The sequence below is a fragment of the Paenibacillus glycinis genome (genome assembly GCF_009909185.1).
Classification (GTDB): Bacteria; Bacillota; Bacilli; order Paenibacillales; family Paenibacillaceae; genus Paenibacillus_Z; species Paenibacillus_Z glycinis.
In genome coordinates this window covers 183,068-207,508 of sequence record NZ_JAAAMV010000023.1, presented here as the reverse complement: position 1 = coordinate 207,508, position 24,441 = coordinate 183,068, and the positions used below count along the sequence as shown (strand labels likewise).

Annotated in this window: 27 protein-coding genes; 18 read left to right on the top strand and 9 right to left on the bottom strand. The window is 61.4% G+C overall.

Features of this window, described 5'->3' with window-relative positions; all coding sequences use genetic code 11:
- Positions 1-85: 85 nt before the first annotated feature.
- On the bottom strand, positions 86-640 hold the full coding sequence (locus GT019_RS23390) for an ANTAR domain-containing response regulator (RefSeq protein ID WP_161745843.1): 555 nt from the start codon (positions 638-640) through the stop codon (positions 86-88).
- Between the two features lie 336 nt (positions 641-976).
- Here GT019_RS23390 and nirB point away from each other — a divergent pair, with 336 nt between their 5' ends.
- From nirB to GT019_RS23355, 7 genes are all read left to right on the top strand, one after another.
- Positions 977-3,421 carry a nitrite reductase large subunit NirB gene (nirB, locus tag GT019_RS23385; protein ID WP_161745842.1) on the top strand — a complete coding sequence of 815 codons (2,445 nt, stop codon included), beginning with the start codon at positions 977-979 and terminating at the stop codon, positions 3,419-3,421.
- A gap of 155 nt (positions 3,422-3,576) precedes the next feature.
- Entirely contained in the window at positions 3,577-3,912 is a 336-nt protein-coding gene (gene nirD / locus GT019_RS23380; RefSeq protein ID WP_161745841.1) for a nitrite reductase small subunit NirD, read from the top strand.
- A gap of 80 nt (positions 3,913-3,992) precedes the next feature.
- On the top strand, positions 3,993-4,817 hold the full coding sequence (locus GT019_RS23375) for a uroporphyrinogen-III synthase (RefSeq protein ID WP_161745840.1): 825 nt from the start codon (positions 3,993-3,995) through the stop codon (positions 4,815-4,817).
- A 217-nt stretch (positions 4,818-5,034) separates the two neighbouring features.
- Positions 5,035-5,730, top strand: coding sequence for a DNA alkylation repair protein (locus tag GT019_RS23370; protein WP_161745839.1), 696 nt, complete (start codon positions 5,035-5,037; stop codon positions 5,728-5,730).
- A gap of 176 nt (positions 5,731-5,906) precedes the next feature.
- The gene (locus GT019_RS23365) at positions 5,907-6,731 is read left to right on the top strand and encodes an alpha/beta hydrolase family protein (protein WP_161745838.1); all 825 of its coding nucleotides are present in this window, start codon (positions 5,907-5,909) and stop codon (positions 6,729-6,731) included.
- Between the two features lie 189 nt (positions 6,732-6,920).
- Positions 6,921-8,285, top strand: coding sequence for a beta-N-acetylhexosaminidase (gene nagZ, locus GT019_RS23360; protein WP_161745837.1), 1,365 nt, complete (start codon positions 6,921-6,923; stop codon positions 8,283-8,285).
- Positions 8,286-8,440: 155 nt separating this feature from the next.
- Positions 8,441-9,181, top strand: coding sequence for a GTP cyclohydrolase II (locus GT019_RS23355; protein WP_407945098.1), 741 nt, complete (start codon positions 8,441-8,443; stop codon positions 9,179-9,181).
- Positions 9,182-9,388: 207 nt separating this feature from the next.
- Here the strand turns inward: GT019_RS23355 and GT019_RS23350 are convergent, their stop codons facing one another.
- Positions 9,389-9,718 carry a YnfA family protein gene (locus GT019_RS23350; protein ID WP_161745835.1) on the bottom strand — a complete coding sequence of 110 codons (330 nt, stop codon included), beginning with the start codon at positions 9,716-9,718 and terminating at the stop codon, positions 9,389-9,391.
- Positions 9,719-9,868: 150 nt separating this feature from the next.
- On the opposite strand from GT019_RS23350, the gene GT019_RS23345 reads away from it, so the two are divergent.
- The 4 genes from GT019_RS23345 (at position 9,869) to GT019_RS23330 (ending at position 12,001) form a co-directional block, all read left to right on the top strand.
- On the top strand, positions 9,869-10,465 hold the full coding sequence (locus tag GT019_RS23345) for a TetR/AcrR family transcriptional regulator (protein WP_161745834.1): 597 nt from the start codon (positions 9,869-9,871) through the stop codon (positions 10,463-10,465).
- Between the two features lie 7 nt (positions 10,466-10,472).
- Positions 10,473-10,844, top strand: a complete 372-nt coding sequence (locus GT019_RS23340) for a DMT family transporter (protein ID WP_161745833.1) — start codon at positions 10,473-10,475, stop codon at positions 10,842-10,844.
- 31 nt (positions 10,845-10,875) lie between these two features.
- Positions 10,876-11,199, top strand: a complete 324-nt coding sequence (locus tag GT019_RS23335) for a DMT family transporter (protein WP_161745832.1) — start codon at positions 10,876-10,878, stop codon at positions 11,197-11,199.
- A gap of 181 nt (positions 11,200-11,380) precedes the next feature.
- On the top strand, positions 11,381-12,001 hold the full coding sequence (locus tag GT019_RS23330; protein WP_161745831.1) for a YjgB family protein: 621 nt from the start codon (positions 11,381-11,383) through the stop codon (positions 11,999-12,001).
- On the opposite strand, the gene GT019_RS23325 is transcribed toward GT019_RS23330, so the two are convergent.
- Positions 11,977-12,183, bottom strand: a complete 207-nt coding sequence (locus tag GT019_RS23325; RefSeq protein WP_161745830.1) for a hypothetical protein — start codon at positions 12,181-12,183, stop codon at positions 11,977-11,979. The two genes, GT019_RS23330 and GT019_RS23325, sit on opposite strands and share 25 nt — an antisense overlap.
- Before the next feature lie 19 nt (positions 12,184-12,202).
- The gene (locus GT019_RS23320) at positions 12,203-12,832 is read right to left on the bottom strand and encodes a DsbA family oxidoreductase (RefSeq protein WP_161745829.1); all 630 of its coding nucleotides are present in this window, start codon (positions 12,830-12,832) and stop codon (positions 12,203-12,205) included.
- A gap of 55 nt (positions 12,833-12,887) precedes the next feature.
- Between GT019_RS23320 and GT019_RS23315 the strand changes: the two genes are divergently transcribed.
- Positions 12,888-13,112, top strand: coding sequence for a hypothetical protein (locus GT019_RS23315; RefSeq protein WP_161745828.1), 225 nt, complete (start codon positions 12,888-12,890; stop codon positions 13,110-13,112).
- 29 nt (positions 13,113-13,141) lie between these two features.
- On the opposite strand, the gene GT019_RS23310 is transcribed toward GT019_RS23315, so the two are convergent.
- Genes GT019_RS23310 through GT019_RS23295 form a run of 4 tightly spaced genes read right to left on the bottom strand, consistent with a single transcriptional unit; the run spans position 13,142 to position 17,863 of the window.
- A complete protein-coding gene (locus GT019_RS23310) occupies positions 13,142-13,792 on the bottom strand; it encodes a metallophosphoesterase (protein WP_161745827.1) in 651 nt (216 codons plus the stop codon).
- Between the two features lie 17 nt (positions 13,793-13,809).
- On the bottom strand, positions 13,810-14,997 hold the full coding sequence (locus GT019_RS23305) for an ABC transporter ATP-binding protein (RefSeq protein ID WP_161745826.1): 1,188 nt from the start codon (positions 14,995-14,997) through the stop codon (positions 13,810-13,812).
- The gene (locus tag GT019_RS23300; RefSeq protein WP_161745825.1) at positions 14,994-16,679 is read right to left on the bottom strand and encodes an ABC transporter permease; all 1,686 of its coding nucleotides are present in this window, start codon (positions 16,677-16,679) and stop codon (positions 14,994-14,996) included. The genes GT019_RS23305 and GT019_RS23300 overlap by 4 nt, the downstream gene beginning before the upstream one ends.
- Complete coding sequence (locus tag GT019_RS23295) at positions 16,679-17,863, bottom strand: ABC transporter substrate-binding protein (protein WP_235949065.1); 1,185 nt, start codon at positions 17,861-17,863, stop codon at positions 16,679-16,681. Before GT019_RS23295 ends, GT019_RS23300 begins: the two co-directional genes overlap by 1 nt.
- 171 nt (positions 17,864-18,034) lie before the next feature.
- Between GT019_RS23295 and GT019_RS23290 the strand changes: the two genes are divergently transcribed.
- The 6 genes from GT019_RS23290 to GT019_RS23265 all read left to right on the top strand — a co-directional run bounded on the left by GT019_RS23290 (position 18,035) and on the right by GT019_RS23265 (position 23,682).
- Complete coding sequence (locus GT019_RS23290) at positions 18,035-18,967, top strand: LysR family transcriptional regulator (protein WP_161745824.1); 933 nt, start codon at positions 18,035-18,037, stop codon at positions 18,965-18,967.
- Positions 18,968-19,100: 133 nt separating this feature from the next.
- The gene (locus tag GT019_RS23285; RefSeq protein WP_161745823.1) at positions 19,101-19,991 is read left to right on the top strand and encodes a DUF72 domain-containing protein; all 891 of its coding nucleotides are present in this window, start codon (positions 19,101-19,103) and stop codon (positions 19,989-19,991) included.
- 96 nt (positions 19,992-20,087) lie between these two features.
- The gene (locus tag GT019_RS23280; RefSeq protein WP_161745822.1) at positions 20,088-20,513 is read left to right on the top strand and encodes an RrF2 family transcriptional regulator; all 426 of its coding nucleotides are present in this window, start codon (positions 20,088-20,090) and stop codon (positions 20,511-20,513) included.
- 85 nt (positions 20,514-20,598) lie between these two features.
- Positions 20,599-20,910 carry a thioredoxin gene (gene trxA, locus GT019_RS23275; protein ID WP_161745821.1) on the top strand — a complete coding sequence of 104 codons (312 nt, stop codon included), beginning with the start codon at positions 20,599-20,601 and terminating at the stop codon, positions 20,908-20,910.
- A 582-nt stretch (positions 20,911-21,492) separates the two neighbouring features.
- Positions 21,493-22,728, top strand: a complete 1,236-nt coding sequence (locus GT019_RS23270) for a molybdopterin-dependent oxidoreductase (protein WP_161745820.1) — start codon at positions 21,493-21,495, stop codon at positions 22,726-22,728.
- Positions 22,729-22,908: 180 nt separating this feature from the next.
- A complete protein-coding gene (locus tag GT019_RS23265) occupies positions 22,909-23,682 on the top strand; it encodes a MerR family transcriptional regulator (protein WP_161745819.1) in 774 nt (257 codons plus the stop codon).
- 396 nt (positions 23,683-24,078) lie between these two features.
- On the opposite strand, the gene GT019_RS31630 is transcribed toward GT019_RS23265, so the two are convergent.
- Positions 24,079-24,225, bottom strand: a complete 147-nt coding sequence (locus GT019_RS31630; protein ID WP_201755540.1) for a hypothetical protein — start codon at positions 24,223-24,225, stop codon at positions 24,079-24,081.
- Positions 24,226-24,441: the final 216 nt, after the last annotated feature.

Sequence of the window (24,441 nt, the reverse complement as noted above, 5' to 3'; positions counted from 1 at the left end):
TGCATTATAGGGGGAAGGGAATTCTGATGTCAATATTCCTGACGCGGATAGCCGAAGAAAATTTTGCCGGCCGTTCGAATCGCGTTCAACCGTGGATGAGCTGGTAGACTTTCACGATGGAGGCCGATACATCCCCGATCCGCTTGCGTTCGTTCATCGCCTGCTTGCGCAGGAAGTCATACGCTTCCGCTTCGGTGATCCCTTTGATCTCGCACAGCACCGCCTTCGCCTGATCGATCCATTTGCGCTCTTCGAGCCGCTGCAACAGCTGCTCGCGCTCCTCCGCCCAGCGTTTGCGTTGTTGGAACGCGCGCTGCCCCCATTTCAGCGCCACGTCCATCTCCAGGGCGTTCATGGAACCGAAGAGGATGCCGTCCAACGCGAAGCCCCAATCGGGCTCCTTCGGCACCGCGGCATCCGGGCAGAGCCACAGCGTCGGAAGCCGGCGCATGCCGGCTATCGCGGACTGCCACTCCTGCATCGCATCGGCCGGCGCGTGCAGCACGACCGCGTCGACGCTCCCGACGAGACGCTTGGCTTCTTCCGCGCGCTCCGCCCGGTGCAGCGATTCGCAGCACTGCCGCAGGCTGCGCGCGGCATCCGAGGACTTTCCTTGTTCAAGCAAAAGAATGGCTTTCAACGATCATCACCTCGCTTGGCTGGGCTTGGGCGTTCATTTCACGTTTGCAGAGGCAAGGATGTAATGGAATATGACATATAGTCGTTTCATTATGGCGCGTGTTTGCGAACCTTCTCGCTGTATTATGAAGCAATACCGCAACTGATGTCAATATAGTTGACATATATCTTAGAGCGATCTATAATCGAGTCATAATATTCGATCCTGCGGCACAACGGCGTGCCCATTCGATCCGGCAATGGTGCCTATCTCCGCGTCAGCTTATCGTTGACGCGGGGATGGGCTTTTTATGGTTTCCGGGACGCGTCATCACTTTTTCCAAGAGGAGAGATCGCCATGAAAAGGAAGCTCGTCATGATCGGCAACGGCATGGCCGGCGTATCGTTCGTCGAACAGCTGTTGAAGCTTAACCCTGGCCGGTACGACGTGTCCATTATCGGAGCCGAGCCGCATCCGAACTATAACCGCATCATGCTCTCGTCCGTTCTCGCGGGAGAGGCCGGCATGAAAGATATCATTTTGAACGATTGGGACTGGTACCGCGACAACGGCATTGCGCTGCTCGCCGGGCAAGAAGCGGTAGCGGTGGACGCGGCGGCGCGGACCGTCTCCACGAATGGCGGAGAGACGCTGCCTTACGACGAGCTGGTGTTCGCGACGGGCTCGCTGCCCTTCATGCTGCCGCTGCCCGGCGCCGACAAGGAAGGCGTCATCGCGTTCCGCGACATCAAGGACTGCGAGACGATGATCGAGACGGCCGAACGGTACCGGAAGGCGGTCGTCATCGGCGGCGGCCTGCTCGGCCTCGAAGCCGCCCGCGGCCTGATCAATCTCGGCATGGAGGTCGGCGTCGTCCACAACAGCCCGTATTTGATGAACCGGCAGCTGGACGAGACGGCCTCGCGCATGCTGCAGGCGGAGCTGGAGCGCCAAGGGATGAAGTTTCTGCTGGGCAAGCAGTCCGACTTCATTACGGGCGAAGAGCGCGTCACGGGACTGACGTTCAAGGACGGCTCCCATGAGGCGGCCGATCTGATCGTCATGGCGGTCGGCATCCGGCCGAACGCGCGGCTGGCGAAGAACAGCGGCCTCGTCGTGAACGACGGCATCGTGGTGGACGATTATATGGCCGCGAGCCTCCCGAACATCCACGCCGTGGGGGAATGCGCGGAGCATCGCGGCGTCTCGTACGGCCTCGTGGCGCCGCTTTACGAGCAAGGCGCGGTGCTGGCGAGGAAGCTGGCCGGCGCGGACGGCGACGGCTACCAGGGCTCGGTCGTCTCGACGAAGCTGAAGGTCTCCGGCGTCCATGTCTTCTCGGCGGGACGTTTCGCGGACGAACCCGGCACGAAGGCGCTCCGCGTCCAGGACGACCTGGACGGCATCTATAAGAAGGTCGTGTTCGAGAACGGCAAAGTCGTCGGCGCGGTGCTCTTCGGCGATACGGGCGACAGCTCGAAGCTGTTCTCGGCCATCCGGGGCGGGAAGGATTACACGGGCATCGAGAAGGAAGTTTTGTTCGGACCGTCCGGTGCGGGAGGCAAAGCGGAGAGTGCGACCGACCTGGTCGCGGCGATGAGCGGCGACGAGATCGTCTGCGGCTGCAACGGCGTGACCAAGGATACGCTGGTCGGAGCCATTGCGGAGAAAGGCTGCGCCAGCTTGCCCGAGCTGAAGGCCTGCACGAAGGCTTCCGCCGGCTGCGGCGGCTGCAAGCCGCTCGTGGAAGCGGTTCTGTCGGCGACGCTCGGCGCCGATCGGGTGGCGGCGGTAAAGGAAGGCATCTGCGGCTGCACGCCGCTGTCCCGGGACGAGGTCGTCGGCGCCATACGGCAGATGCACCTGACGACGTCGAAAGAAGTCATGCACGTGCTGGCATGGCGCAATACGGAGGGCTGTTCCAAATGCCGCCCGGCGCTCAACTATTACCTGGGCATGGCGTTCCCGGAGGAGCACGAGGACGAACGGGAATCGCGCTTCGTCAACGAGCGCAACCACGCCAACATTCAGAAGGACGGCACGTACTCCGTCGTTCCGCGCATCTACGGGGGCGTGACGACGCCGGAGGATCTGATGAAGATCGCGACGGTCGCGGAGAAGTACCGAGTGCCGCTCGTCAAATTCACCGGCGGCCAGCGGATCGATCTGCTCGGCGTCAAGAAAGAAGACCTGCCCGGCATGTGGAAGGACCTCGACATGCCGTCCGGGTACGCCTACGGCAAGTCGCTGCGGACGGTCAAGACCTGCGTCGGCAACACGTTTTGCCGCTTCGGCACCCAGGACGCCATCAAGATGGGCGTGGATCTGGAGAAGAAATTCGAACGGCTGAACACGCCGCATAAAGTGAAGCTCGCCGTATCCGGCTGCCCGCGCAACTGCGCGGAGGCGACGATCAAGGACCTCGGCGTCGTCGCGATCGACGGCGGTTGGGAGCTCTACGCGGCCGGCAACGGCGGCACCCGCGTCCGCGCGGCGGATCTGCTGACGAAGGTCAAGACCGAGGAGGAAGTGCTCGCTTGGACCGGCGCTTATCTGCAATATTACCGCGAGACGGCGAACTATATGGAGCGTACGAGCGAGTGGTCCTTGCGCGTCGGGCTGGAAACGATCAAGCGGGCGCTCGAGAAGCCGGAAGACCGCGACGCGCTTAACGCCCGCATCGACAAGGCGCTGGAGCTGACGCAGGATCCGTGGAAGCAGATCATCGAGAACGACGACCTTCGCGGCGCGTTCGGCGTCATGACGGCGACGGTCGGCGCGCAGGCCGCCGACGGGAAGTAAACGGAAGCCGCGAAGCAGGCGGAGAACGATATGGGCAAGCGGCGAGGCGCGTGGGAGATGATAGCGGCAAGCGGCGACGGGCGCGGAAATGCGCACGCCGTCCGATCATGGAGAGCCGTCGCCGGTCGGCGGCTGGGCGAAGGAGCGGAAGCGCGATGAACCGAGTGGTGGTAGGGCATATTTCCGAATTTCCGGCGCGTTCGGGACGGGTGTTCCGGGCGGGGACGCTGGAGCTGGCGATGTTCAGGCTGTCGGACGGCACGGTCAAGGCGGTCGAGAACCGCTGCCCGCACAAGCAGGGCAGGCTTTCCGAAGGGATCGTGTGCGACCATCATGTCTATTGTCCCCTGCATGATTGGAAGATCGATCTGCACGACGGACGCGTGCAGGCGCCGGACGAAGGCTGCGTCGACGCGTATCCGGTCGAGGTGGACGAAGCCGGCAACGTGATCCTGTTCCTGAAGGACGAGGTCGAAGCGAAGGTATCCTGAGAAGGCAACGGCAATCGGGCGGCGAGGGAATTCGGGCATACGGCCGGACAACGGCGATTACGAGGCGGGAGGCGGCGGAAATGGCGCGATTGGAAGGGAAAACGATAGCGGTGACGGGAGCGCGCAAGGCGGACGACTTCAATAGAATGGTGGCCAAATTCGGCGGGACGACGCTGCTTCGGCCGGCGCAGGGCGAAGTCTTCCTCGACGACGCCCGGATCGAGGAGCAGCTGCGCGGCTTGATCGCCGACCCGGCGGACTGGCTCGTCCTGACGACCGGCACGGGCACGGAGGCCTTGCTGGACGCGGCGGACCGGCTCGGGCTGCTGATGCCGTTTCTCGCCGCGCTCGGCCGGATGCGGATCGCGGCCCGCGGCTACAAGACCGTGAACGCGCTGCGCCGGTTCGGCCTCGCGCCGGATGCGCGCGACGACGACGGCACGACGGCCGGCCTGCTTCGGGTCATGGGGCAGAGCGACTTGACCGGCATGCGGGTCGCGCTTCAGTTGTACGGCGATCCCGCGCCGCGGATGACCGGCGAGCTATCCGCCCGCGGAGCCGTCTGCGAGGAGCTGCTGCCGTACCGCCACCTCCCGCCGGAAGGCGATGTCGTCGATCGGTTGATCGACGAGATTATCGGCGGCCAAGTGGACGCCGTCGCCTTCACGAGCACGGCGCAGGTCCGCTGCGTGATGGGCTGCGCGGCGGCGCGCGGCAAGCTGGAGGCGCTGCGGGCGGCCTTCGCGGGCAGCGTGCTGGCGGCTGCCGTCGGCAAGGTGTCGGCCGAGGCGCTCCGTGAAGAGGGCGTGGCGCAGGTGTTATTTCCGGAGGAGGAGCGGATGGGCAGCATGGTGGTGGCGATGTGCAAGTTCTTCGGCGCCGCGGACGGCAATTACGTCGCTTGAGCGAGCGGTCGGATCGCGTCTGCGCGAGGCGAATCAGCGGGATTGGACGTCATCGGGAATAGCGGGCCCCTTCGAGAGAAGGGGCTTTTTTGTTGCTGCGTCGGCGAGAGGACTGGGGGCGGGAACGTGCTTGGCGAAGCATCCCGATTTCCGAAGCGTCGCGTTTTGGTTGGAGCCGAATTATCTTGTATAATCAGGCTAAGAGGGGGCGGACCGGATGACGGCCATACATACGGGGAACGGGATAGCCTACGCGGACGGGCTCGAGGAATTGCTGCGGAGCCATGCGAACGCGGAGCAGGCGGCTTCGATGGAAGCTTACATGCGCAATCAGTTTTCGTTTCTCGGCATTCGCAATCCGGAGCGTACGGCGCTCGTCAAGCAGTACATGAAGGAGCGCGGCGTGCCTGCCGGGGCGGAGCTTGAAACCGCGGTACGACGATTATGGCTGCTGCCGGAACGCGAATTTCCGTATACGGCGTTGATGCTGCTGGAGAAACGCAAAAAGGACCTGCGCGCGGAGCAGACGGAGCTGCTGGAATTTCTCATCACGACGCAGGCCTGGTGGGACACCGTCGACATGATCGCGAGCCATCTCGCCGGAACGCTCTTCGCGAAGCATCCGGAGCTCGTGCCGGCGTTCCCGGAGAAATGGATCGCGTCGGACAACCTGTGGCTGCGGCGCAGCGCGATTCTGTTTCAGCTCGGCTACAAGGAGCGCACGGATGCGGCGCTATTGTTCGCGCTCATTACGCGGACGGCGCGCGAAGGCGATTTCTTCATGCGCAAGGCGATCGGCTGGGCGCTGCGGGAATACGGCAAAACCGATCCCGAAGCCGTGCGGGCGTTCGTACGCGAGCACGAGCTTTCGCCGCTTAGCGTGCGCGAGGCGCTGAAGCATATCGGGGCGTAGCGGGGCGTACCTTCCGCGAGCGGGCGGTCGTTTGCGCGACCGTCGCAATAGGCGTTTTGCATGTCGTGCCGTTGGCCGATTCCCGGGGGAAATGGCGATTGACGGTCGGCGTTTTCCATGGTATTGTTAATCCCAACAAAGTAGGTAGGAATTATAGGAATAAGGTGGTGCCGATAATGAATCATCCCATAACGATCAAGAGCGGCGATATAGAATTGGCCGGCGTGCTGCAGTATCCGGTCGTGCAGGAAGGCGCAAGATGCGGGAACAAATATCCGATCGTCATTATTTGCCATGGCTTCATCGGCAACCGGATGGGAACGGACCGCCTGTTCGTGGAAGCCGCCGAGCAGCTGACGCGCAGCGGGCATCTCGTGCTTCGCTTCGATTACGGCGGCTGCGGCGAGAGCACCGGCGACTACGGCAGCGGCGGCTTGGATGAGCTTATCGCCCAGACGCGGACGGTCATCGACTATGCCTCCGGTCTCGACCTGGTGGATTCGGAGCGGCTCGTGCTCCTGGGGCACAGCCTGGGCGGCGCGGTCGCGGTACTCACGGCGGCGCGGGATGCGCGCGTCAAATCCCTCGTGCTGTGGGCGCCGGTGGCGCATCCGTACATGGATATCCGCAACATCGTCGGCATGAAGGCGATCGAGGAGATCGACACCGTCGGCAAGACGGACTACATGCATTATCTGTTCACGAAGCGGTTCACCGATTCGCTGGCGCAGTTCCAACCGCTCACCGAGCTGGGCGGCTACGGCGGCGACGTTCTGATCGTGCACGGCACGGCCGATACGGTCATCCCGGTCGACTATTGCTTCCTGTACCAGAAAATGTTTTGGCTGCGCAAGGAGGGCAACTGCGACAAGGAGGTCATTTTGCAAGGGGACCATACCTTCTCCAGCAAAGCCTCCCGCGACGAGCTGTTCGATGTCTCGCTGCGCTGGATCGAATCGATCGGCAAGCGGCGCAGCGACTGGAGCTTGTGGACGATTTGATCGGAGCGCGCAATTCGCCGTCTTCGCCCGGAAACGGGCGGGCGGCTTTTCTGCGTTTCTCCTTCCTCGGCACGGTCTCCGGACCATGAACGCCACCTCGAGCGGCCGGTCGAGTGCAACAATTGCGGGGTCTTCTTTCGTCGGAAAGGGTAAGACTAAGAAGACATCGATGAAACGAGCGTGGTTGAAATGAGAAAATTATGGCTTGCCCTGCTGGTGCTTTCGGTCGGTCTTGCCGGCGGATGCGGCTCTTCCGGAAATGGCGACAATACGGGCACGGCGGCACCGCCGCCGGTCAAGACCCCCGATGCGGGGAATGCTCCCGGCGAGACGCCGAATCAGCCGGGCAATGGCGGCAATGCGGGCCATAACGGATCGCCGCCGCCCGCGGATCCGGGCAATACCGGCAGCGAGCCGTCAGCTCCGCAGGAGCCGGCGGTGCCGCCCGCGCCGACGACGGCGGAGCTCGTCGCGCGGAAGCTGCAGAAGATGACGCTGGACGAGAAGCTGGGCGAGATGATCATCGCCGGCCTCGACGGCACGACCGCTAGCGCGCAGGCGAAGCTGATGATTCAGGAGCAGCATATCGGCGGCTTTATCTTCTATAAAGAGAACGTCACGACCCCGGCCGGCGTCGCCGCTTACGTCAATCAGCTCAAGGCCTGGAACGCGGACAACCCCGCCCCGCTGCTGATCTCGGTGGATCAGGAGGGCGGACGCGTCAGCAGGCTGCCCGGTCTGCTCAAGATTCCCGCGGGCAGGGTCATCGGGGACACGGGGGACGTCTCCTATGCCAGTCAGATCGGGACGGCGCTCGGAGCGGCGAGCAAGCTGATGGGCTTCAACGTGGATTTCGCGCCCGTGCTCGATATCAACAGCAATCCGAAGAACCCGGTCATCGGCGACCGGTCCTACGGCACGACCGCGAAGCGGGTGACCGACATGGGCTTGGCCGCGATGGATAGCATTCGCGATCAGGGCGTGGTGCCGGTCGTGAAGCATTTTCCGGGCCACGGGGATACGTCGGTGGACTCCCATCTGGAGCTGCCGGTCGTAAACAAGAGCTTGGCGCAGCTAAGGGCGTTCGAGTGGGTGCCGTTCAAGGCGGCGGTCAAGGACGGCGTCGACATGGTCATGGTCGCGCATATCCTGTTCCCCAAGATCGATAAGAACGTGCCGGCCTCCCTGTCGAAAACGATCATCACGGACGAGCTGCGCGGCGAGCTGGGCTTCAAAGGCGTCGTCATCACCGACGACATGACGATGGGCGCGATCTCCGAGAACTTCGGGTTGGCGCAGGCGGCGATGACCTCGGTCAAGGCAGGCAGCGATATCATCCTGCTGGCGCATGGATACGAGGACGCCAAGACCGTGCTCGGGGCGTTGAAGCAAAGCGTCCGGAAAGGCGATATTTCGGAGAAACGGATCGACGAGAGCGTGACGCGCATCCTGACGCTGAAGCTCAACTACAAGCTGAGCGACGCGGCGATTCCGTCCCATCCGGATGTCGGCGGCGTGAACGCGATGATCAAGAAAGCGGTGTCGGCGCACTGATTTGCCCGCCGCAAACGGCCGTCCCGAAGGCAACCGCCCGCGGGGCGGCTTATTTTCGATTTCCGGGGGAAACCTACCGTAAACGGCACCAAGCTGGAGAAACGGAGAGTCAAGGAGGCGCCATGATGCCAGTCATTGATGAAAGCATCGTGTCGATGCTCGATCAGAACATCGACACGATCAAGGGGAAGTCGGGCACGATCATCTTGGTGGGACCGATCAAGCTGCCGGTCAATTTGGACGGCGAGACGGTCGAGTTTCAATGGTACTGCTGGCTGCCCTGCAAGGATCTCGTCCATAAGGAAGGCGGCTGCAAGGAAAAAGAACGAACGGAGTTTCTGATCGAGCAGCTGTCGGCTTCCAATCTCGCGGAGAAGCAGCAGTCGAGCGTGCTCGTCCACGGCGATTTCGCGAACGCGGAGGACGCGCTCATCCGTATGCACAGCATCTGCCATACCGGCGATATCTTCGGGAGCAAGCGTTGCGATTGCGGCTATCAGCTGCATCAGTCGATGAAGATGATCGCGGCGCACGGCGCGGGCGCGCTGTTCTATCTCGCGAATCACGAGGGGCGGGGCATCGGGTTGTTCAGCAAAGCGATGGCGTACCTCCTTCAGGAAAAGGGCTACGACACGGTCGAAGCGAACCTCGAGCTCGGCTTCAAGGACGACGCGCGAAGCTACGACGACACGTTGACGGTGCTGAAGCATCTGCGCGGCAAGCCGGTTACGCTGATCACGAACAACCCCCGGAAGATGGAGGCGCTCAAAGCATCCGGGATGAACGTAGGCGCGCGCGTGCCGCTGTGGGGCGACATCTCGGAGTTCAACCGCAAATACTTGCAGACGAAAGTGAATCGTTCGGGGCACTTCGACGAAGAGCAGACGATTCCTTGACGAGGAGCATTTGATTAGAAAGCAGCCGGGGCAGGCGCCCCGGCTTTTTGGTCTGATTCGCGTTCGCGAGCGGTCGTTCGAGCAAAGCGATGCGCTCGGCGACAGGGAATCGATGAACCGCTGTCCGCACGGTCGGTTGCGCGGTCGGGGCAGGCGATCATGGCATCCCGCGGATTGCGCCTGCTCGCAGGCTTGGCGCCGCAACGTTCATCCCGGCCGTGGCGCCCACAGCATGATGGATACGCCGGCGATGCAGACGGCGGCGCCGATCCAGTCGTGCAAATCCGGCGTTTTCCGATCGACCAGCCAGCCCCACAGCACCGCGAGCACGATGAACACCCCGCCGTAGGCGGCATAAACGTGTCCGAACGACGGGAAGCTTTGAAGGGTCGGAATGATGCCGTAAGCGACGAGTATGAGGCTGCCGACGACCCCGAACCAGAGCGGCCGCGCGTCCTTGAGCCACAGCCATACGAGATAGCCGCCGCCGATCTCCGCCAGGCCGGCCAGCAGGAATAGCGCCAATGCGAAAATCATGCATGAATCTCCTTTCAGCCGGTTTGTCGTATGCGCGAATTGCCCGAATTGAAGCAAACCCTTGACGCGCGGAGCGAGAACCGTTACTCTAGTAAATGCTAACTAACGATCGTTAGGTAAAACTCGAACGAATTGAAGGAGTGTCTCCGCATGACCGCTACCCGTCTTAAACAAACCGCCCTCGCGCTGTTCGCGGAAGCGGGCTACGAAGGCGTCTCCTTGTCGGAGATCGCCAAATCCGTCGGCATCAAGACGCCGTCGATCTACGCGCATTTCGAGTCCAAGGAGCAGCTCTTTCTCGCGCTGCTGGAGGACGCCGTGCACGAAGAACACGAGAAATTCACGCTGCTGCTCCGAAGCATGGAGGATCAGCCGCCTATAGCGCGTTTTTACGCCGCCTTCCGGTTCTTCACCGATTTGGACGGCCTGACGAAAGGGCAGTCGTTCCTGAAGCGGACGATGCTCATGCCGCCGCGGAATCTGGAGGAACGGCTTCGCCGGGATTTCATCGCGTACGAGGATGTCTTTACCGTGCCCATGACCGAGCTGCTCCATGAATGCCTCGGCACGGAATCGCTCGACAACGAGCAGGCGGAGCGGCTGATCGCGCTGTTCTTCGCGCTGACGGACGGACTGCTGGTGGAATACAAGCTGTACGATACGGAACTCTACCGCCGGCGGCAGGCGCTGCTGTGGCGTTGGCTGCAGGACGCGCTGGCGCTCGAGCAGGGCGGAAGGAAAGGATGAGGACGACATGGCATGGCTCTATTTACTGATCGCGGGCGTACTGGAGGTGGTCTGGGCATATGGCCTTCAGGAATCGGAGGGATTTACCAAGTGGCTGCCGAGCTTGTTCACGATCGCGATCCTGGCGGCGAGCTTCTTCTGCTTCGCCAAGGCGATGAAGCGCATCGAGATCGGGACGGCATACGCCGCGTTCACGGGAATCGGCACGGTGGGGACCGTCGTCGTGGGCATCGCGGTGCTGGATGAGCCGGTGAACGTTCTGAAGCTGTTGTTCATCGCGCTGCTCGTCGGCGGCATCGTCGGATTGAAGGTGATTTCCGGCAGGGCGGAAGGTGAGCATGCAGCCGAAGCGGCCAACGCGAAAATCACCGCGGACTAAGCACGAACGGACATGAGAGGGGGGTTGCGCCGTGGCCTGGTTGTTTTTGCTGCTCTCCGGACTCGGGGAGGTCGGAGGCGTTACGGGAATGAAGCTGTCGAACGGCTTCAAGAATTGGAAGGGCACGCTGCTCGCCCTGGCATCGGGGTTCGTCAGCTTTTATTGTTTATCGCGCGCGCTGCAGGACATTCCCATCAGCACGGCTTACGCCATCTGGACGGGGATCGGCTCGGTCGGCAGCGTCATTCTCGGGATGCTGCTGTTCGGCGAATCCAGAGACAAGCGCAAGCTGGTGTTTATCGGGATGATCTTCATCGGCGCGGCAGGGCTCAAATTCATCGGCGGCGCGCATTAAGCGGGCCGTTTTTTTTTGTTCGTTCGGCCCTTCGCGCGGGTTGCGGGGCAAGTGATTCGTTACTTTGTTGTTACTTTCTCGTTACTCTTTTGTAACGAAATGCGCCTCCGCGGCGGGTAATATGAACGTGTAAGGCAACGACGTCACTGGTCGCCAATCCAACGAAGAGGTGAGATATAGCATGAACGCAAAAATGAATCCAGCAATGAAGACGTGGAGCAAACTGGCCCTGGCCGGATTGATCACGGCAGGTTCCGTCGCATTCGCGGCACAACCTCAAGCGCACGCGGCGAGCGCGACCAGCGCGCAAGCGCCGGTACCGGCAAGCCTAAGCGCCCAAACGGGCAGCACCTATATAAAAACCATTTACTCGCTCGCCAAGCAGGGCAAAATCCCCGGCTTGAACGCGATCGCCGGCAAAACGCCGATTTCCGCGGTCCATTACAAATGGGGCCAGCCGGATACGGGCGGCGATTCGAAGGGCAACCATTACGAGGGCTATAATTTCGGCATGGGACAAGGCGCGTTCGCCTTCGGCGTCAACAAATCCGGCATCATTTACGACCTTCGCAATTTCGGCGAATCGGTCGATCAGTCGGTAGGGATCAAATCGCTGACCTTCGCGTCCGTCATCAAGACGCTCGGCATGCCGAAGGAAGTCCGCTTCAACGGAACGGACAAGATCTATGTCTATCCCGTGTCCTCGTACGAGCTGAAATTCGTTGGTCCGAGCACGGTCGCCAAAGGCAAAACGGCGCATATCGACCACATCAACGTCTACTCCGCCAAAGCGGCCAAATAATAAGCGCGCAATACAGGGTCCGCGGTCATCTCGCGGGCCACGACAAAAAACCGTCCGCATTCGGCCCATTCGCCGAACCGGACGGTTTTTTGGCGCGTTTCAGCCGCCAAATGCGCAGCGCCGCCAGTATCCTGCATCCTGGACCATGCCGCGTTCGGCGCGCCGGAGAACCGGCCGTCCATGGGTCGGTCCGCCCGCTCCTTACACCCGGGCGCCGCCCATCAGACCGAGCAGCTCTTCGGCGGGATAGGCGCCGGACAGCGCGTAACGGTTGTTGAACACGAAGAACGGCACGCCGGTGACGCCGATCTGGCGCGCCCGCTTGAGGTCGGCCTCGACCTCCTCGGCGCCTTCGCCCCGTTCCAGGCGTTCGCGCAGGTCGGGCAGGTTCGCGCCGAGCCCTTCGGCGATCGCGAGGATGGCCTTCAATTCCGTGATGTCGACGCCGTCTTCGAAATACGCCTTGAACAGCGCTTCGATAGCGGCATCCTTCGTCTCCTCGGGCAGCAGCGAGACGAAGCGGTGCGCCAGCCGGGTATTCGGCATCTTGGCGACGCGGTCGAACCGGAACGTCACCCCGACGGCGGCGCCGGCGCTCGTGACATGATCCGCGACGCGTTTCAGGTGATCCGTTCCGCCCATTTTGCGCATCATCGCTTCGTCGTACACGCGGCCCTCCTCCGGCAGATGGGGATCCAATTGGTACGCGTGATAGGCGACGGTCACCGGCTCGCCGCACCGTTCTTCCCAAAGCTGCAAAGCGCGGGTCAGGTTTTGCTTCCCGATACGGCACCATGGACAAGCGACATCGGAATAGAGGTCAATATGCATATGATCGCGACAACCTTTCCCTCATGTATTTTGGAACTGCCTCGCAGGGCGGTTAATGGGCGAGCGCAAGAACGGCAAGCTTGAATTCTTATATAACCATGCTAATGCAGAACGGCGAATCAATCAAGCGCGGGAAAACGATCGTTCCCAAATATCGGATGCGGACGAGCCCGCGGCGGGCGACGACGGAGAGCGGTCCCGTCACGTAAAAACACCCCTTGGCATGGCCGTCGGCTGCCCGGAGGCTCCGCCGATGACGATACGAAGAGGTGCGTTCTAAGTAGAGGACGTCTGTTGCATCCATCGTTTTCAGTAAATGGTTTTATTCACGGCCGCCGCCTTGGGGTTCGAATCGGTCTTGCACCAGTAGCTGAGCCGCTTGTGCACGTCGAACAAGGTCAGGCGATGTCCATGCTTGGCGCCGGTATCGATGCCGATCTTGCCTTCCCCGAACCACAGCTTCCCGGGGGCGCCCAGCTTGAATGTGGGCGTATGGCCGAATACGACTGTGTATTCCGTGTCGGTCGGCTTGTTCAGGAAGTCATCCCGGATTTCGGTCAAATCCGCAAGGGTTTGGCCGAGCAGCCCGACGCCCGGGCGGATACCGGCATGGACGAACAGGTAACCGTCCTCCATCCGGTAGCGGGGCAGGCTTCGGATCCAGCCGCTCCATTCCGCCGTCTCTTCTTCGGACAAATGCGAATAGTCGAATTGCCGCAGCAGCTTCAGCTCGTGGTTGCCGAGCAGCGCGCATGCGCCTTGCTGCACGAGCGAACGGATATACCGCAGCGTCCCGTAGGTGCCGGGATGGGCGGCGTCGATATAATCGCCGAGCAGGATGAGCCGATCTTGCGACGGGTTGTATTCGGCGGCCGCAAGAAGCCGTTTCAGGCTCTCCTCGCAGCCGTGAATGTCGGAGATGGCAAGCAATCGTGAGGGAGATATCGAATTAGAGGGCACTACCGTCTTCTTCCTTTCTATTCCGCCTCGGCGTACATATGGGCGGAGACTTCCGGCACGGCCAGCCATTTGCGGCTGCCCGGTTCGACTGGACCTTCATGCAGCAGGTACATCTTCTGCCCGCAATCCGATTGTATTCTGCAGCGCCAGTGCTTGCCTTCGAAGATGCTGTTCGAAACGGTGACGGGCAGGCCGTTCGGGCGGGATTTGAGCGCATCCGTTCCTTCCAGGTCCAGCAGCGCGGCGTCTTCCGGACGGAACATCAGCTCCGCGCGCGGCTCTTCCGGCATGCCTGCTCCGCGCGGGAACAAGCCGCGGATCGGCCGATCGTTTTCCGGGAGCAGCAATCCGGTCGCGCCGTCCGGCAGGACGACCGGTTTGCCCTTCAGGCTGTTGATGCCGCCCAGCAGGGAACAGACCCAGCGGCTGGCGGGCCGGTTGTAGCATTCCTCGGGCGTTCCGATCTGATCGATCTGCCCGGCGCGCATGATCAGCAGGCGGTCCGCCATCGAGAACGCTTCTTCCGGGTCGTGCGTCACGTGGAAGACGCTCGTGCCGAGCTTGCGGAACAGCTCGGCCATCTCGGTCCGCATCTCGACGCGCAGGCGCATGTCGAGATTGGACAGCGGCTCGTCGAGCAGCAGCAGCTGCGGACGCGTGGCGAGCGCGCGGGCGATGGCGACGCGCTGCTGCTGTCCGCCGGACAGCTCGGGCGGAAGCCGTTTCTCCAGGCCGGCGAGGCGGAGCAGCTCGAGCAGCTCGCCGACCGTGCGGTCGATGTCGCCCCGGGCCATCCGCTTACGGCGCAATCCGTAGGCGATATTATCGTAGACGGACAGATGCGGCCACAAGGCGTAATCCTGGAAGACCATGTTCACGTTGCGCTTCTCCGGCGGCAGCATCGTACGGGAAGAGCCGATGAGCGCGCCGTTCAGCAGCAGCTCCCCGCCGTCGGGCTGGAGCAAGCCGGCGACGAGCTGTAGCAGCGTCGACTTTCCGCAGCCGGACGGTCCCAGGACGCTGATGATTTCCCCCGGACGCATGTCGAACGAGATGCCTTTCAGGGCTTGGAACGCGCCGTAGCTTCGGCTCAGGAAGCGGGCCGAGAGCAGCGGCGTCTCGGACGGCTGCGCGTTCGGGGTTGTCGTTAAGGATGATGTCGCGGTAGTGTGTGATGCTTCGGCTCTCGCGGTTGACGGACTCATGCTTTAACCTCCTTGCGGCGGAGCAGGAGCTCCAATCCGAGAATGATCAGGATGACGATAACGGAACCGAATACGGTCGCGGCCGAGGCGTACCCGAATTTCAGATCCTCGAACGCTTTGTTGATCGATACCGGCAGGGTCAGAAAGTTCGGCGGAAACAGGATCGAATTGACCGCCAGGTCGAACACGCCGGAACCGAACGCGGCCAGCGCGGCCGACAGCAGCGCCCCCCGGATGAGCGGCACGAGTATGACGCGGATCCGCTCGAAGAAGGAACCGCCGTACAATTGGGCCGCGGTCAGCAGCTGCGCGGGCACCTTCGCCATCGCGCCGACGAGCATCCGCGTGACGATCGGGATCGCGCCGGCGACGGAGGCGAGCACGAGAATCCACGGCGTGCCGTACAGCAGCAGCCCGACCTTCTCCAGCCACGGCTGGTTCCACACGAAGATATAGCCGATGCCGAGCACGACGCCGGGCACCGCGAGCGTCAGGATGGAGATCGTCTCGACGAACCGTTTGAAGCGGAAGGCCGAATACGTCAGGACGTAAGCGACGCCCAGGCCGATGAGCAGCGCCAGCACGGCGGCGGCGGCGGCGATCAGCAGGGAGTGTTCCAATCCTTTCAGCAGCAGCTGTCCGTCTTTGAACAAGGCCGAATAGTTGGCGAAGGTCCAGTTGGCGGGCTTCATGCCGCCGCCGGCGGTCTTCGCGAAGGACATCCAGACGTTCGTGCCGATCGGAATGCCGATGATGACGGCGAGCAGGATCAGGTTGCCTGCCGCCAGCGGGAACTTGAGCCGGCCGGATGGCTGCGGCACGAGCCGCTCGGCGCGTCCGTTCAGGAAGTCGTACCGCGAACGGCGCATGGCGTAGAATTGCAGGACCATCGCGGCGCCGATCAGGATGACCAGGTAGAACGACAACACGCCGGCCATGTCGAAACGGATCGGGGACGTGTAGATCGCCGAGTAGATCGAATAAGGCAAGGTCGGAAACCGGTAAACCGCCGAGATCGAAGCCGGCAGGCCGAAGTCGCCGATCGTATCCATGAACACGAGCGCGGCTCCCGCCAGAAAAGCCGGCAGCAGCAGCGGCGCTTGAATCGTCCGCCATGCGGTGAAGGGCGAAGCGCCGTTCAGCCTCGCGGCCTGCGACAGCGAATCCACCTTCCATTCCATGGCCGAGTGGACGCTGAGGTAGGCGAGCGGAAACTTGCTGAGCGTCATGACCGCGATCAAGCCCGCCGGACTGAAGATAAAAGCGTTAATCCAATGAACGCCGAGAACGGAAGCGGCCAGGCCGTTCGGCGAAGCGAACATGACCCAGCCCTGCGATAAAATAAACGATGGCGTGATAAGCAGCACCCAGACGGCCGCGTCGAGCGCCTTCGCCGTCGGAAAAGCGCGCGAGGCGCGAACCATGGCCAGCACGCCGCCGAGCGCCGTTGCGAAGAGCGTCGTGCCCGTTGCGAGAACGAGCGAGTTCTCCAGCGATTTCTGCCAGAGCGGCCGCTGCGCGATCTCGAACAGGATCCGCCAGTCGCCGAGTTTCAGGTTGCCGAAAAAAATGCCCGGGAGCATCACCTGAACGATGACGGCTCCCAGCGGGCAAAGAACGAGTATGAACAACAGCAGGGTTATCGGCCATCCGAGACGGCCGTCCGAAGAACGGGCAAACATTACTTCACCGACTGGTCGGAGAACCACTGCTTGATTTCGGCTTCGTTATCGGCGGCCCAATCCGCTTTGGCCACGACCAGCTTCGCGTTCGGCTGGCGATCGGCTTTCGGCGTTACGCCGGCGACGGACGGTTCGAAGTAGCTTTCGTCGCCTTTGTCGATCAGCGCTTGCTGCGTCTTCGGATCAAGCAGGAAGTCGACGAATGCTTTGGCGCCGTCCGCGTTCTTCGTGTCCTTTTGGATAGCGGCTACGCGGACGGAGCCGGGTGCGCCGTCTTCCGGCCAGACGATTTCGATCGGATCGCCCTTGGTTTTCATCACGTAGGCGTTGCTCTCTTGCAGCGCGGCAACCGTGATTTCGCCGCCGGTCAGCGCTTCGACGACGTTGGGGTTCTTCGGATAGACGTGCAGGCCGTTCTTCATCAGCGAGCTGAAGTAGGTTTTGGCCGCGTCCATGCCTTGATCTTGGAAGAACCACGAGACGAACGGGTAAGCCGGAGCGGCGACGGCCGGGTCGGCCATGCCGATTTGGCCTTTATATTTTGCATTCGTGAAGTCGGCCCATGTTTTCGGCGCGTCTTCGGCTTTGACTTTGTCCTTGTTGTAAACGATGACGCCCGCGGCATGCGTGCCGGTCGGGTAGAACGAGCCGTCGGTTGGCACGAACGATTTGGAGAACTCCGTCAAGCCGGTAGCGTTCGCCGGCGTCCAGCCGGTAAGCAGCTCGCCCTGCTTGTCCAATCCGTTGATCGAAGGCATGGAATCCATCCAGACGACGTCCCAGTGCGGATTGCCTTTTTCCGCTTCGATGCGGGACATGATCTCGGCGCCGTTGCCGCTGACGACCTCCAGCTTGTAGCCGGTTTGTTCCTCGAACATCGGTTTGACGATATCGTCGAAGTCGTTCAGGTAAACGGTTACCGTGCCTTTGTCGCCGGCCGGGGCATCGGTCGTTTCGGTTTGGGTCGCATCCGTCGCAGCGGCATCGGTCGTCCCCGCGTTCGTGGCGCCGGCGGCGTTCGTGCCGTTACCCGCATTGGCTGCATTCGTTGCGTTTGCGTTCGCGGCGTTGGCCGCATTGTTACTGCCGTTCTCGTTATTGCCAGATCCGCAAGCGGTTGTGACGATCGTCAGCAGCAGCAGCGTTCCTACCATTCCTAATTTTCCGTTGGTCATCGTTTTCATTTTGGTTCTTCTCTCCTCCGTCTAATGGTCTATATCCAATTTAGACGAGAAGTATCAGGCGAACGTTAACGAGACGTCTAGGTTTTGTTAAATATCATCTATACATATTGATATAAACATAGATCGCATCTATATTCAGAAATAGAGAATGCGAAGGAGGCTGGTCGGCAGGTGAACGTGCAGCAGTTACGGGTATTCGTGGAGGTATGCAGCGGAGGGACATTGCAGGAGGCGGCGGAGAAGCTGGGCTTAAAGCAGCCGACGGTCAGCTTTCATCTCCGAAAGCTCGAGGAGGAGCTCGGCGTGAAGCTGTTCCATAAGCCGTCGCGGAGCTTGTTCCCGACGGAGAACGCCGCGGATTTGATGCCCTACGCCAGGCGGATCGTCGCGCTCATGGAGGAAGTGGAGTCGATGATGGAGGAGCGGCGGGACCGGGGGGAGGGCAAGCTGAAGCTCGGCGCCAGCTATACGCCTGCTACCTACTTCCTGCCGCCCTACATGGCGGAATTCGGCAGCCTTCATCCGCGCGTGCGCATCCAGCTCAGCGTCAAGAAGGCAGACAGCCTGCTGGAGATGCTTCGCAAATACGAGATCGACGCGGCCGTCGTATCGCTGCCGTCGGACCGTCTCGAGGGCCTGGTCATGGAGAAGCTGATGGAGGACGAGCTGAAGCTGATGCTGTCGCCCGCCCATCCGCTCGCGCGTCGCGCCGAGCTGACCGCGGCGGACCTGCAGCCGCAGACGTTCCTCCTGCATGAGGCCGGGTCGACGTCGCGCAAGCTGACGGACGAGTGGGCGGCGGGTCTTGGCCTGACCTGGAGCTCCTTCATGGAGCTCGGGGCGATCGAGACGATCAAGGAAGCCGTCAAATGCAACATCGGCGTCGGCGTGCTGCCCAAGCGCAGCGTGCTGCGGGAGGCGGAATCCGGCGAATTGGTCATGCGCGACCTGCCCCGGCATGTGAACCGCCGCCATATTTGTCTTGTCTACCGGCAGGAGGAGCAGATCTCGAAGCAGGTGCGCGCCTTCATCCAATTCCTGCTTCATGAGCGCGGAAGGGAATCGTTCGCTGCCCCGCCAGTCGGCATTCAAGCCGGGCGCTAGGTTTCGCGGACCAAGCCGGCGTTTGAAGAACACGCAGCAGGTTTCGCTGGATAGGCGTTGAATATACCCGTATCGAGGCAGAATGGTAAGGAGACGATGCGGAGGCGGGCGGCCGCCGAAGGAGGCGTGAGGCATGATCGATATCGGGTTATGCGGCTGGGGCGACCATTCCGAGCTGTACCGGGAGGCGGGCGCTTCGCGCGGCAAGCTGCCGATTTACGCGCAATGGTTTCGGGTAGTAGAGGTAGACAGCAGTTTCTATGCGATCCAAGCGCCGCATATTATGGAGAAGTGGGCTAGCGAGACGCCGCCGGGATTCCGGTTCGTGGTCAAGGCGTACCAGGGCATGACCGGCCATGACCGCGGAGGGCGCGAGCGCCGGCCGTTCGAGAACGACGATGCGATGTTCGCGGCTTTTTTGGAAGCCATCGCGCCGATCCGCGCGGCCGGGAAATTGCTCGCCGTCTTGTTCCAATACCCGCCGTGGTTCAATTGCGTTCGCCGCAACGTCGAGACGCTTAGAGCCGCGAAGGCGCGGATGGGCGACGTGCCGTGCGCGCTGGAATTCCGCCACCGGAGCTGGTATTCGGACGACATGCGCGCGAAGACGCTTGCGTTTGTCCGCAGGGAGGGGTGGATTCATACCGTCTGCGACGAACCGCAAGCGGGGGACGGATCGATTCCGATCGTGGAGGCGGCGACGGACGACGGCATGACGATCGTGCGGCTGCACGGCCGCAACGCGGAGGGCTGGGTGTCGGCGGGCCAGCCGAATTGGCGGGACGTGCGCTACCTGTACCGGTACAACGAGACGGAGCTTGCGGATTGGGCTGCGCGCCTGCGGCGTCTCGAGCGGTTGTCGGACGAGCTTTGCGTGCTGTTCAACAACAATTCCGGCGGGGACGCGGCCGACAATGCCCTGCAGCTGATGGCCATGCTCGGCCAGCTGCCGCCGCGGGGCTCCTTCGCGCTTGCGCCGCCGCCGGATGAACCGGAGCAGCTCAAGCTGTTCGAGCTTGAATAGCCTTTTCGTTTTTATTGCAAAATAAAAGGGTAACCGCCGTTGACAGTTTCAACTGTAACTGATATGATTACAGTACAAAGCGGGGTGCCGTTAACCATGAACAGCGAATTCACGATTGCCGTCCACAGTTTAGTTTACTTGGCTTATTTGCCGGAGCGCATGGCGCCCAGTGAGGCCATCGCCGAGAATGTTTCCACCAATCCGGCCCGTATCCGCAAAGTAATGAGCTGTCTGAGACGCGGCGGTTACGTCGATACGCGCGAAGGCGCGGGCGGCGGATACCGGCTGACGCTCGATCCGGCGGTCGTCAATTTGGCCGATATCTATCGGCTCATGGCGCAGGGCTCCGTTATTCCGAGCTGGTGCTCGGGCGATCCGGACATGGATTGCGTCGTCGGTTCCAACATGCGGGAAGTCATGGACGGGATTTTCTGCAGGGCGGAGAAGCAGTTGGAGGCTTATTTCGGCGGAATTACGATTTCCGACGTTTTGGGCCAGATCAAGGAGTGCAGCGATTGTTAGCTGCCGTCGCCGAGTCCCTTTTTTGGTGAGACGGGTTCCCCCCCTTCCCATAGCATCGAACTTATTGTAGAGAGGATGATTGACCATGACACAAGTATTGACGAAAGATAACTTTAACCAAAGCATCGAGAGCGGCGTAACGCTCGTGGATTTCTGGGCTCCGTGGTGCGGACCTTGCAAAATGCAGCTTCCTATCGTTGACGAGCTGTCGACCGAGCTTTCCGGCACGGCGACGATCGGCAAAATCAACGTCGACGAGGAGCCTGAACTGGCATCCCAATTCGGCGTCATGTCCATCCCTACGCTGATCGTCTTCAAAGACGGACAGCCCGTCGACAAAATGGTCGGCTTGCAGTCGAAGGACGCGTTGAAAAACAAAATCCAAAACCAAATCTAATGCTCCGGTTTTGCGATGGGCTCTCCCGTGGTGCTCCGCACCAAAGTCGTTCCCATTCGCAAAACCTGCGCGGCAGAAATACATGTGGGGCATTGCCCCCTCCCCCTCTGGGTAGAGCAGCTTGCCGGCCCGGGACTCGGGGCGAGACGAATGAGCGCTTCCGTGGTGTTTCACACCAAGGTCGCTCTCCTTCGTCTCGCCCCGTTTTTATTTGGGCCGGCTTCGCTTGCGCTGCGCATGAATGATTGCGCTTCGCGCTTGCGCTCGCGCCGCCTTGGTTCCCTCGTCTGCTTCGCGGAGGGATGGCGCTTCGCGCTTGCGCTCGCGCCGCCTTGGTTCCCTCGTCTGCTTCGCGGAGTGATGGCGCTTCGCGCTTGCGCTCGCGCCGCCTCGGATTCCTCGTCTGCTTCGCGTGAGTGATTGCGCTTCGCGCGGGTCCCTCGTCTGCTTCGCGAATTGATGCGCTAAGCGGTATACTAAAGATAATTGAACGAGACATCGAACCGAATAGGTGGTTCCCGACGTTACAATAAGCAGGGAAAGTCATGCGGACGCGAATGCGCGGAAAAGGAGGCCGATCCGGTGGCGGAGTGGCTGCAGAAGGTGAGGAAAGGCTACGGCAAGAAATTGGCGAGCCTGCATACGTGGAACGGTTGGATTGTCGTCGTGCTGGCGTTTACGGGGCTGATATTGTTCCAAGGGTTGTGGCGGGGCATTCTTGGCGAAGGCCGCGTGGTTATCCGCTACATACATATCGTCGTGGGGATTGCATCGCTCGTGCCGGTCGTGTATTACTTGCTGCTGGCCGGCAAGCATTGGAAGCAGCTGCGGGGGAAGACGGCGCAGCGGGTCAACGTGATCATCGTGCTGGCGCTGCTCGTCGGCTGGCTGCTCTCGGGTTTGCTGCTTTGGCAATTCAGGGCCGTCGGACCGCTATGGTCGAACAACGCGCTGGTCGTGCATGATCTGCTGACCTGGGTCGGCCTGCCGTATATCATCTATCATTCCGTCACGCGGCTCAAATGGCTCAAGGAACCGCATCGCCGTACCGTGAAGACGGGCCGGGACGGCGAGGGCGTCACGCCGCATCCCGCTTCGAATCCCGCGGCCGTCATGTCGCGCAGCAGCTTCATCAAGACGGCCATAGGCGCCGGGATCGCCATCACGGTGGGGCCGTCCTTTCTGCAATGGCTCGGCAATCAGCTGAGCGCCGGCACGGATTACGACGCGGCGGTCGCGACGGACGCCAACAAGCTGTTTCCGGCTCCCGCGCCGCTGCCGGCTTCCATGCCGCCGATCGGGGGCGGCAGCAAAGGGTCGTTCCGGATCTACACGGTCACGCCGATTCCGAAATTCGACAACAGCACGTTCTCGTTCAAGGTGGACGGCCTGGTGAACAAGAAGCTGCAGTGGAACTGGGAACAGTTCGTGGCGCTCAAGCGCGAGGTGCAGGTGAGCGATTTTCACTGCGTGACGGGCTGGTCGGTGTACAACAACACCTGGGAAGGCATCAAGCTCAAGGATTTTCTCGCGATGGCGGGCGTTCAGCCGGGCGCGAAGACGGTCAAATTCTACTCCGGCGACGGCGTGTATACGGATGCGCTCACGCTGGAGCAGGCGAACATGGACGACATCCTCGTCGCCGTCATGCACGACGGCAAGCCGATTCCGAGCGACCTCGGCGGACCCGTGCGGCTCGTCGTGCCGAAGATGTACACGTACAAGTCCGTGAAGTGGCTGAACCGCATCGAGCTGATCGACGGCGACCATATCGGGTATTGGGAACAACGCGGCTACTCGAATGACGCGTGGGTATAAGGAGTTCGGCTATAAGTACGCGACCCGGCGCAGGGGATGCGCCGGGTCTTTGGTTTGCCCATTCGCTGCGGCGGCAGGCCGGTCGCAGGCGGCGAATGCCGGATTTATTTTCCACGCAAGATCGATTTGACATTCACGTAACGTAAAGGTGTAGAGTGAGGTTGTCGGGAGGCGAAGAACATGGAATACACCGTGCAAAAGCTGGGCAGGCTCGCGGGAATCAGCACGCGGACGCTGCGGTTCTACGACGAGATCGGCATCCTGAAGCCGGCCAGGACCAATTCGTCCGGCTACCGGATCTACGGGCAGGCGGAGGTCGACAAGCTGCAGCAGATCCTGTTCTACCGGGAGCTTGGCGTGAGCTTGGACAGCATCAGGGCGATCGTGACCGATCCGTCCTTCGACGGCGCGGCGGCTCTGCTCCGGCACCGGGAACAGCTTCTCGCTAAACGAAAACAGCTCGATGCGCTTATCGCGAACGTGGAGACGACGATCGCATCGGCCGAAGGGAGAACGGAAATGAGCGATCAAGCGAAATTCGAGGGCTTCAAGCAGCGGATGATCGACGAGAACGAGCAGCGGTACGGCAAGGAAGCGCGGGAGAAATACGGCGACGAGGCCGTGAACAAATCCAACGCGAAGCTGAAAGGCATGACGCAGGAGGAGCATGAGCGGTTGAACCGGCTGACGCAGGAAGTGACGGATACGCTCGCGGAAGCGTTCGAGACCGGCGATCCGGCGGGCCAACTCGCGCAGAGGGCGGCGGACCTGCACCGGCAATGGCTGACCTTCCACTGGGATGCCTACAGCAAGGAAGCGCACGCGAATTTGGCGCAGATGTACGTCGACGACGAGCGGTTCAAGGCGTATTACGACGCGAAGCAGCCGGGAACGGCCGAGTTCCTGAGGGATGCGGTCCATATTTATACCGGCGCGGCGGGGAATGGGCAGTAACGTTGCGAGCAAGGGGAGCAAGAGCGGCGAGAAAAGGAGTCCATAGGTTCCGGAGACCTGACAAGACGTCCTTTAGGCTCGTCGTGGGAGAGCAGCGGCAGATCCATGGAGCGGGCAACGTCGGAGCTCTCGGAGGAAAGGCGATACAGCGATGCAGGGACACGAAGCTGTTGGATACCGCCCCGGACCGAAGCGCAAGATCCGGATCGGGCGCTCGTTCCGCCGCCGAAGTTTCGTTTCGCACGATGCTGAACAAGAACGCGAACGTTACTGCTTATGCATTAATCAATGTTTGCTTTAACGCACGCAGCGCAATAAAAAGGACGAATCCCATCCCTGTCGCGACAGGGATGGGATTCGCCTTTTTCGCGGATAACCCGCCGGGCGCCGGCTTGTTTACTTATCCGTCTTCTTTTTTACGCTGCTGTAGTTGGTGACGGATTTGGCATCCTCGAGGACGTCGTTGACGAACGCCATATCCTGGTTTTTCGCCTTCATGCGGGTCGTGCCCTTGTAGTTGCCTTCGTGGGTTTGGTTTTCCATGCCGACAATCACCTCCGGGAAATAGTATGCGCGCGTTGAGCGGGGCGCATGCGGAGGCGCGGGACGGCCGTTACTGTCCGCCGCTCATGGCAGCGATTGTAAAAAGTGCGTATGGCTGCAGGATGCGACATACTTCGACATTTTCGATTCGTTATAATGGGCTTCAATGTCTAATCATGGCAATTTTTACTAAGACATCACGACTATGAACGAATC

Excerpts from the sequence above, each read along its gene's own strand:
- nirB (WP_161745842.1), top strand. The coding sequence starts at position 977 with ATGAAAAGGAAGCTCGTCATGATCGGCAACGGCATGGCCGGCGTATCG.
- nirD (WP_161745841.1), top strand. The coding sequence starts at position 3,577 with ATGAACCGAGTGGTGGTAGGGCATATTTCCGAATTTCCGGCGCGTTCG.
- GT019_RS23375 (WP_161745840.1), top strand. The coding sequence starts at position 3,993 with ATGGCGCGATTGGAAGGGAAAACGATAGCGGTGACGGGAGCGCGCAAG.
- GT019_RS23370 (WP_161745839.1), top strand. The coding sequence starts at position 5,035 with ATGACGGCCATACATACGGGGAACGGGATAGCCTACGCGGACGGGCTC.
- GT019_RS23365 (WP_161745838.1), top strand. The coding sequence starts at position 5,907 with ATGAATCATCCCATAACGATCAAGAGCGGCGATATAGAATTGGCCGGC.
- nagZ (WP_161745837.1), top strand. The coding sequence starts at position 6,921 with ATGAGAAAATTATGGCTTGCCCTGCTGGTGCTTTCGGTCGGTCTTGCC.
- GT019_RS23355 (WP_407945098.1), top strand. The coding sequence starts at position 8,441 with ATGCTCGATCAGAACATCGACACGATCAAGGGGAAGTCGGGCACGATC.
- GT019_RS23350 (WP_161745835.1), bottom strand. The coding sequence starts at position 9,718 with ATGATTTTCGCATTGGCGCTATTCCTGCTGGCCGGCCTGGCGGAGATC.
- GT019_RS23345 (WP_161745834.1), top strand. The coding sequence starts at position 9,869 with ATGACCGCTACCCGTCTTAAACAAACCGCCCTCGCGCTGTTCGCGGAA.
- GT019_RS23340 (WP_161745833.1), top strand. The coding sequence starts at position 10,473 with ATGGCATGGCTCTATTTACTGATCGCGGGCGTACTGGAGGTGGTCTGG.
- GT019_RS23330 (WP_161745831.1), top strand. The coding sequence starts at position 11,381 with ATGAACGCAAAAATGAATCCAGCAATGAAGACGTGGAGCAAACTGGCC.
- GT019_RS23325 (WP_161745830.1), bottom strand. The coding sequence starts at position 12,183 with ATGGACGGCCGGTTCTCCGGCGCGCCGAACGCGGCATGGTCCAGGATG.
- GT019_RS23320 (WP_161745829.1), bottom strand. The coding sequence starts at position 12,832 with ATGCATATTGACCTCTATTCCGATGTCGCTTGTCCATGGTGCCGTATC.
- GT019_RS23315 (WP_161745828.1), top strand. The coding sequence starts at position 12,888 with ATGGGCGAGCGCAAGAACGGCAAGCTTGAATTCTTATATAACCATGCT.
- GT019_RS23305 (WP_161745826.1), bottom strand. The coding sequence starts at position 14,997 with ATGAGTCCGTCAACCGCGAGAGCCGAAGCATCACACACTACCGCGACA.
- GT019_RS23300 (WP_161745825.1), bottom strand. The coding sequence starts at position 16,679 with ATGTTTGCCCGTTCTTCGGACGGCCGTCTCGGATGGCCGATAACCCTG.
- GT019_RS23295 (WP_235949065.1), bottom strand. The coding sequence starts at position 17,863 with ATGAAAACGATGACCAACGGAAAATTAGGAATGGTAGGAACGCTGCTG.
- GT019_RS23285 (WP_161745823.1), top strand. The coding sequence starts at position 19,101 with ATGATCGATATCGGGTTATGCGGCTGGGGCGACCATTCCGAGCTGTAC.
- GT019_RS23280 (WP_161745822.1), top strand. The coding sequence starts at position 20,088 with ATGAACAGCGAATTCACGATTGCCGTCCACAGTTTAGTTTACTTGGCT.
- trxA (WP_161745821.1), top strand. The coding sequence starts at position 20,599 with ATGACACAAGTATTGACGAAAGATAACTTTAACCAAAGCATCGAGAGC.
- GT019_RS23265 (WP_161745819.1), top strand. The coding sequence starts at position 22,909 with ATGGAATACACCGTGCAAAAGCTGGGCAGGCTCGCGGGAATCAGCACG.
- GT019_RS31630 (WP_201755540.1), bottom strand. The coding sequence starts at position 24,225 with ATGGAAAACCAAACCCACGAAGGCAACTACAAGGGCACGACCCGCATG.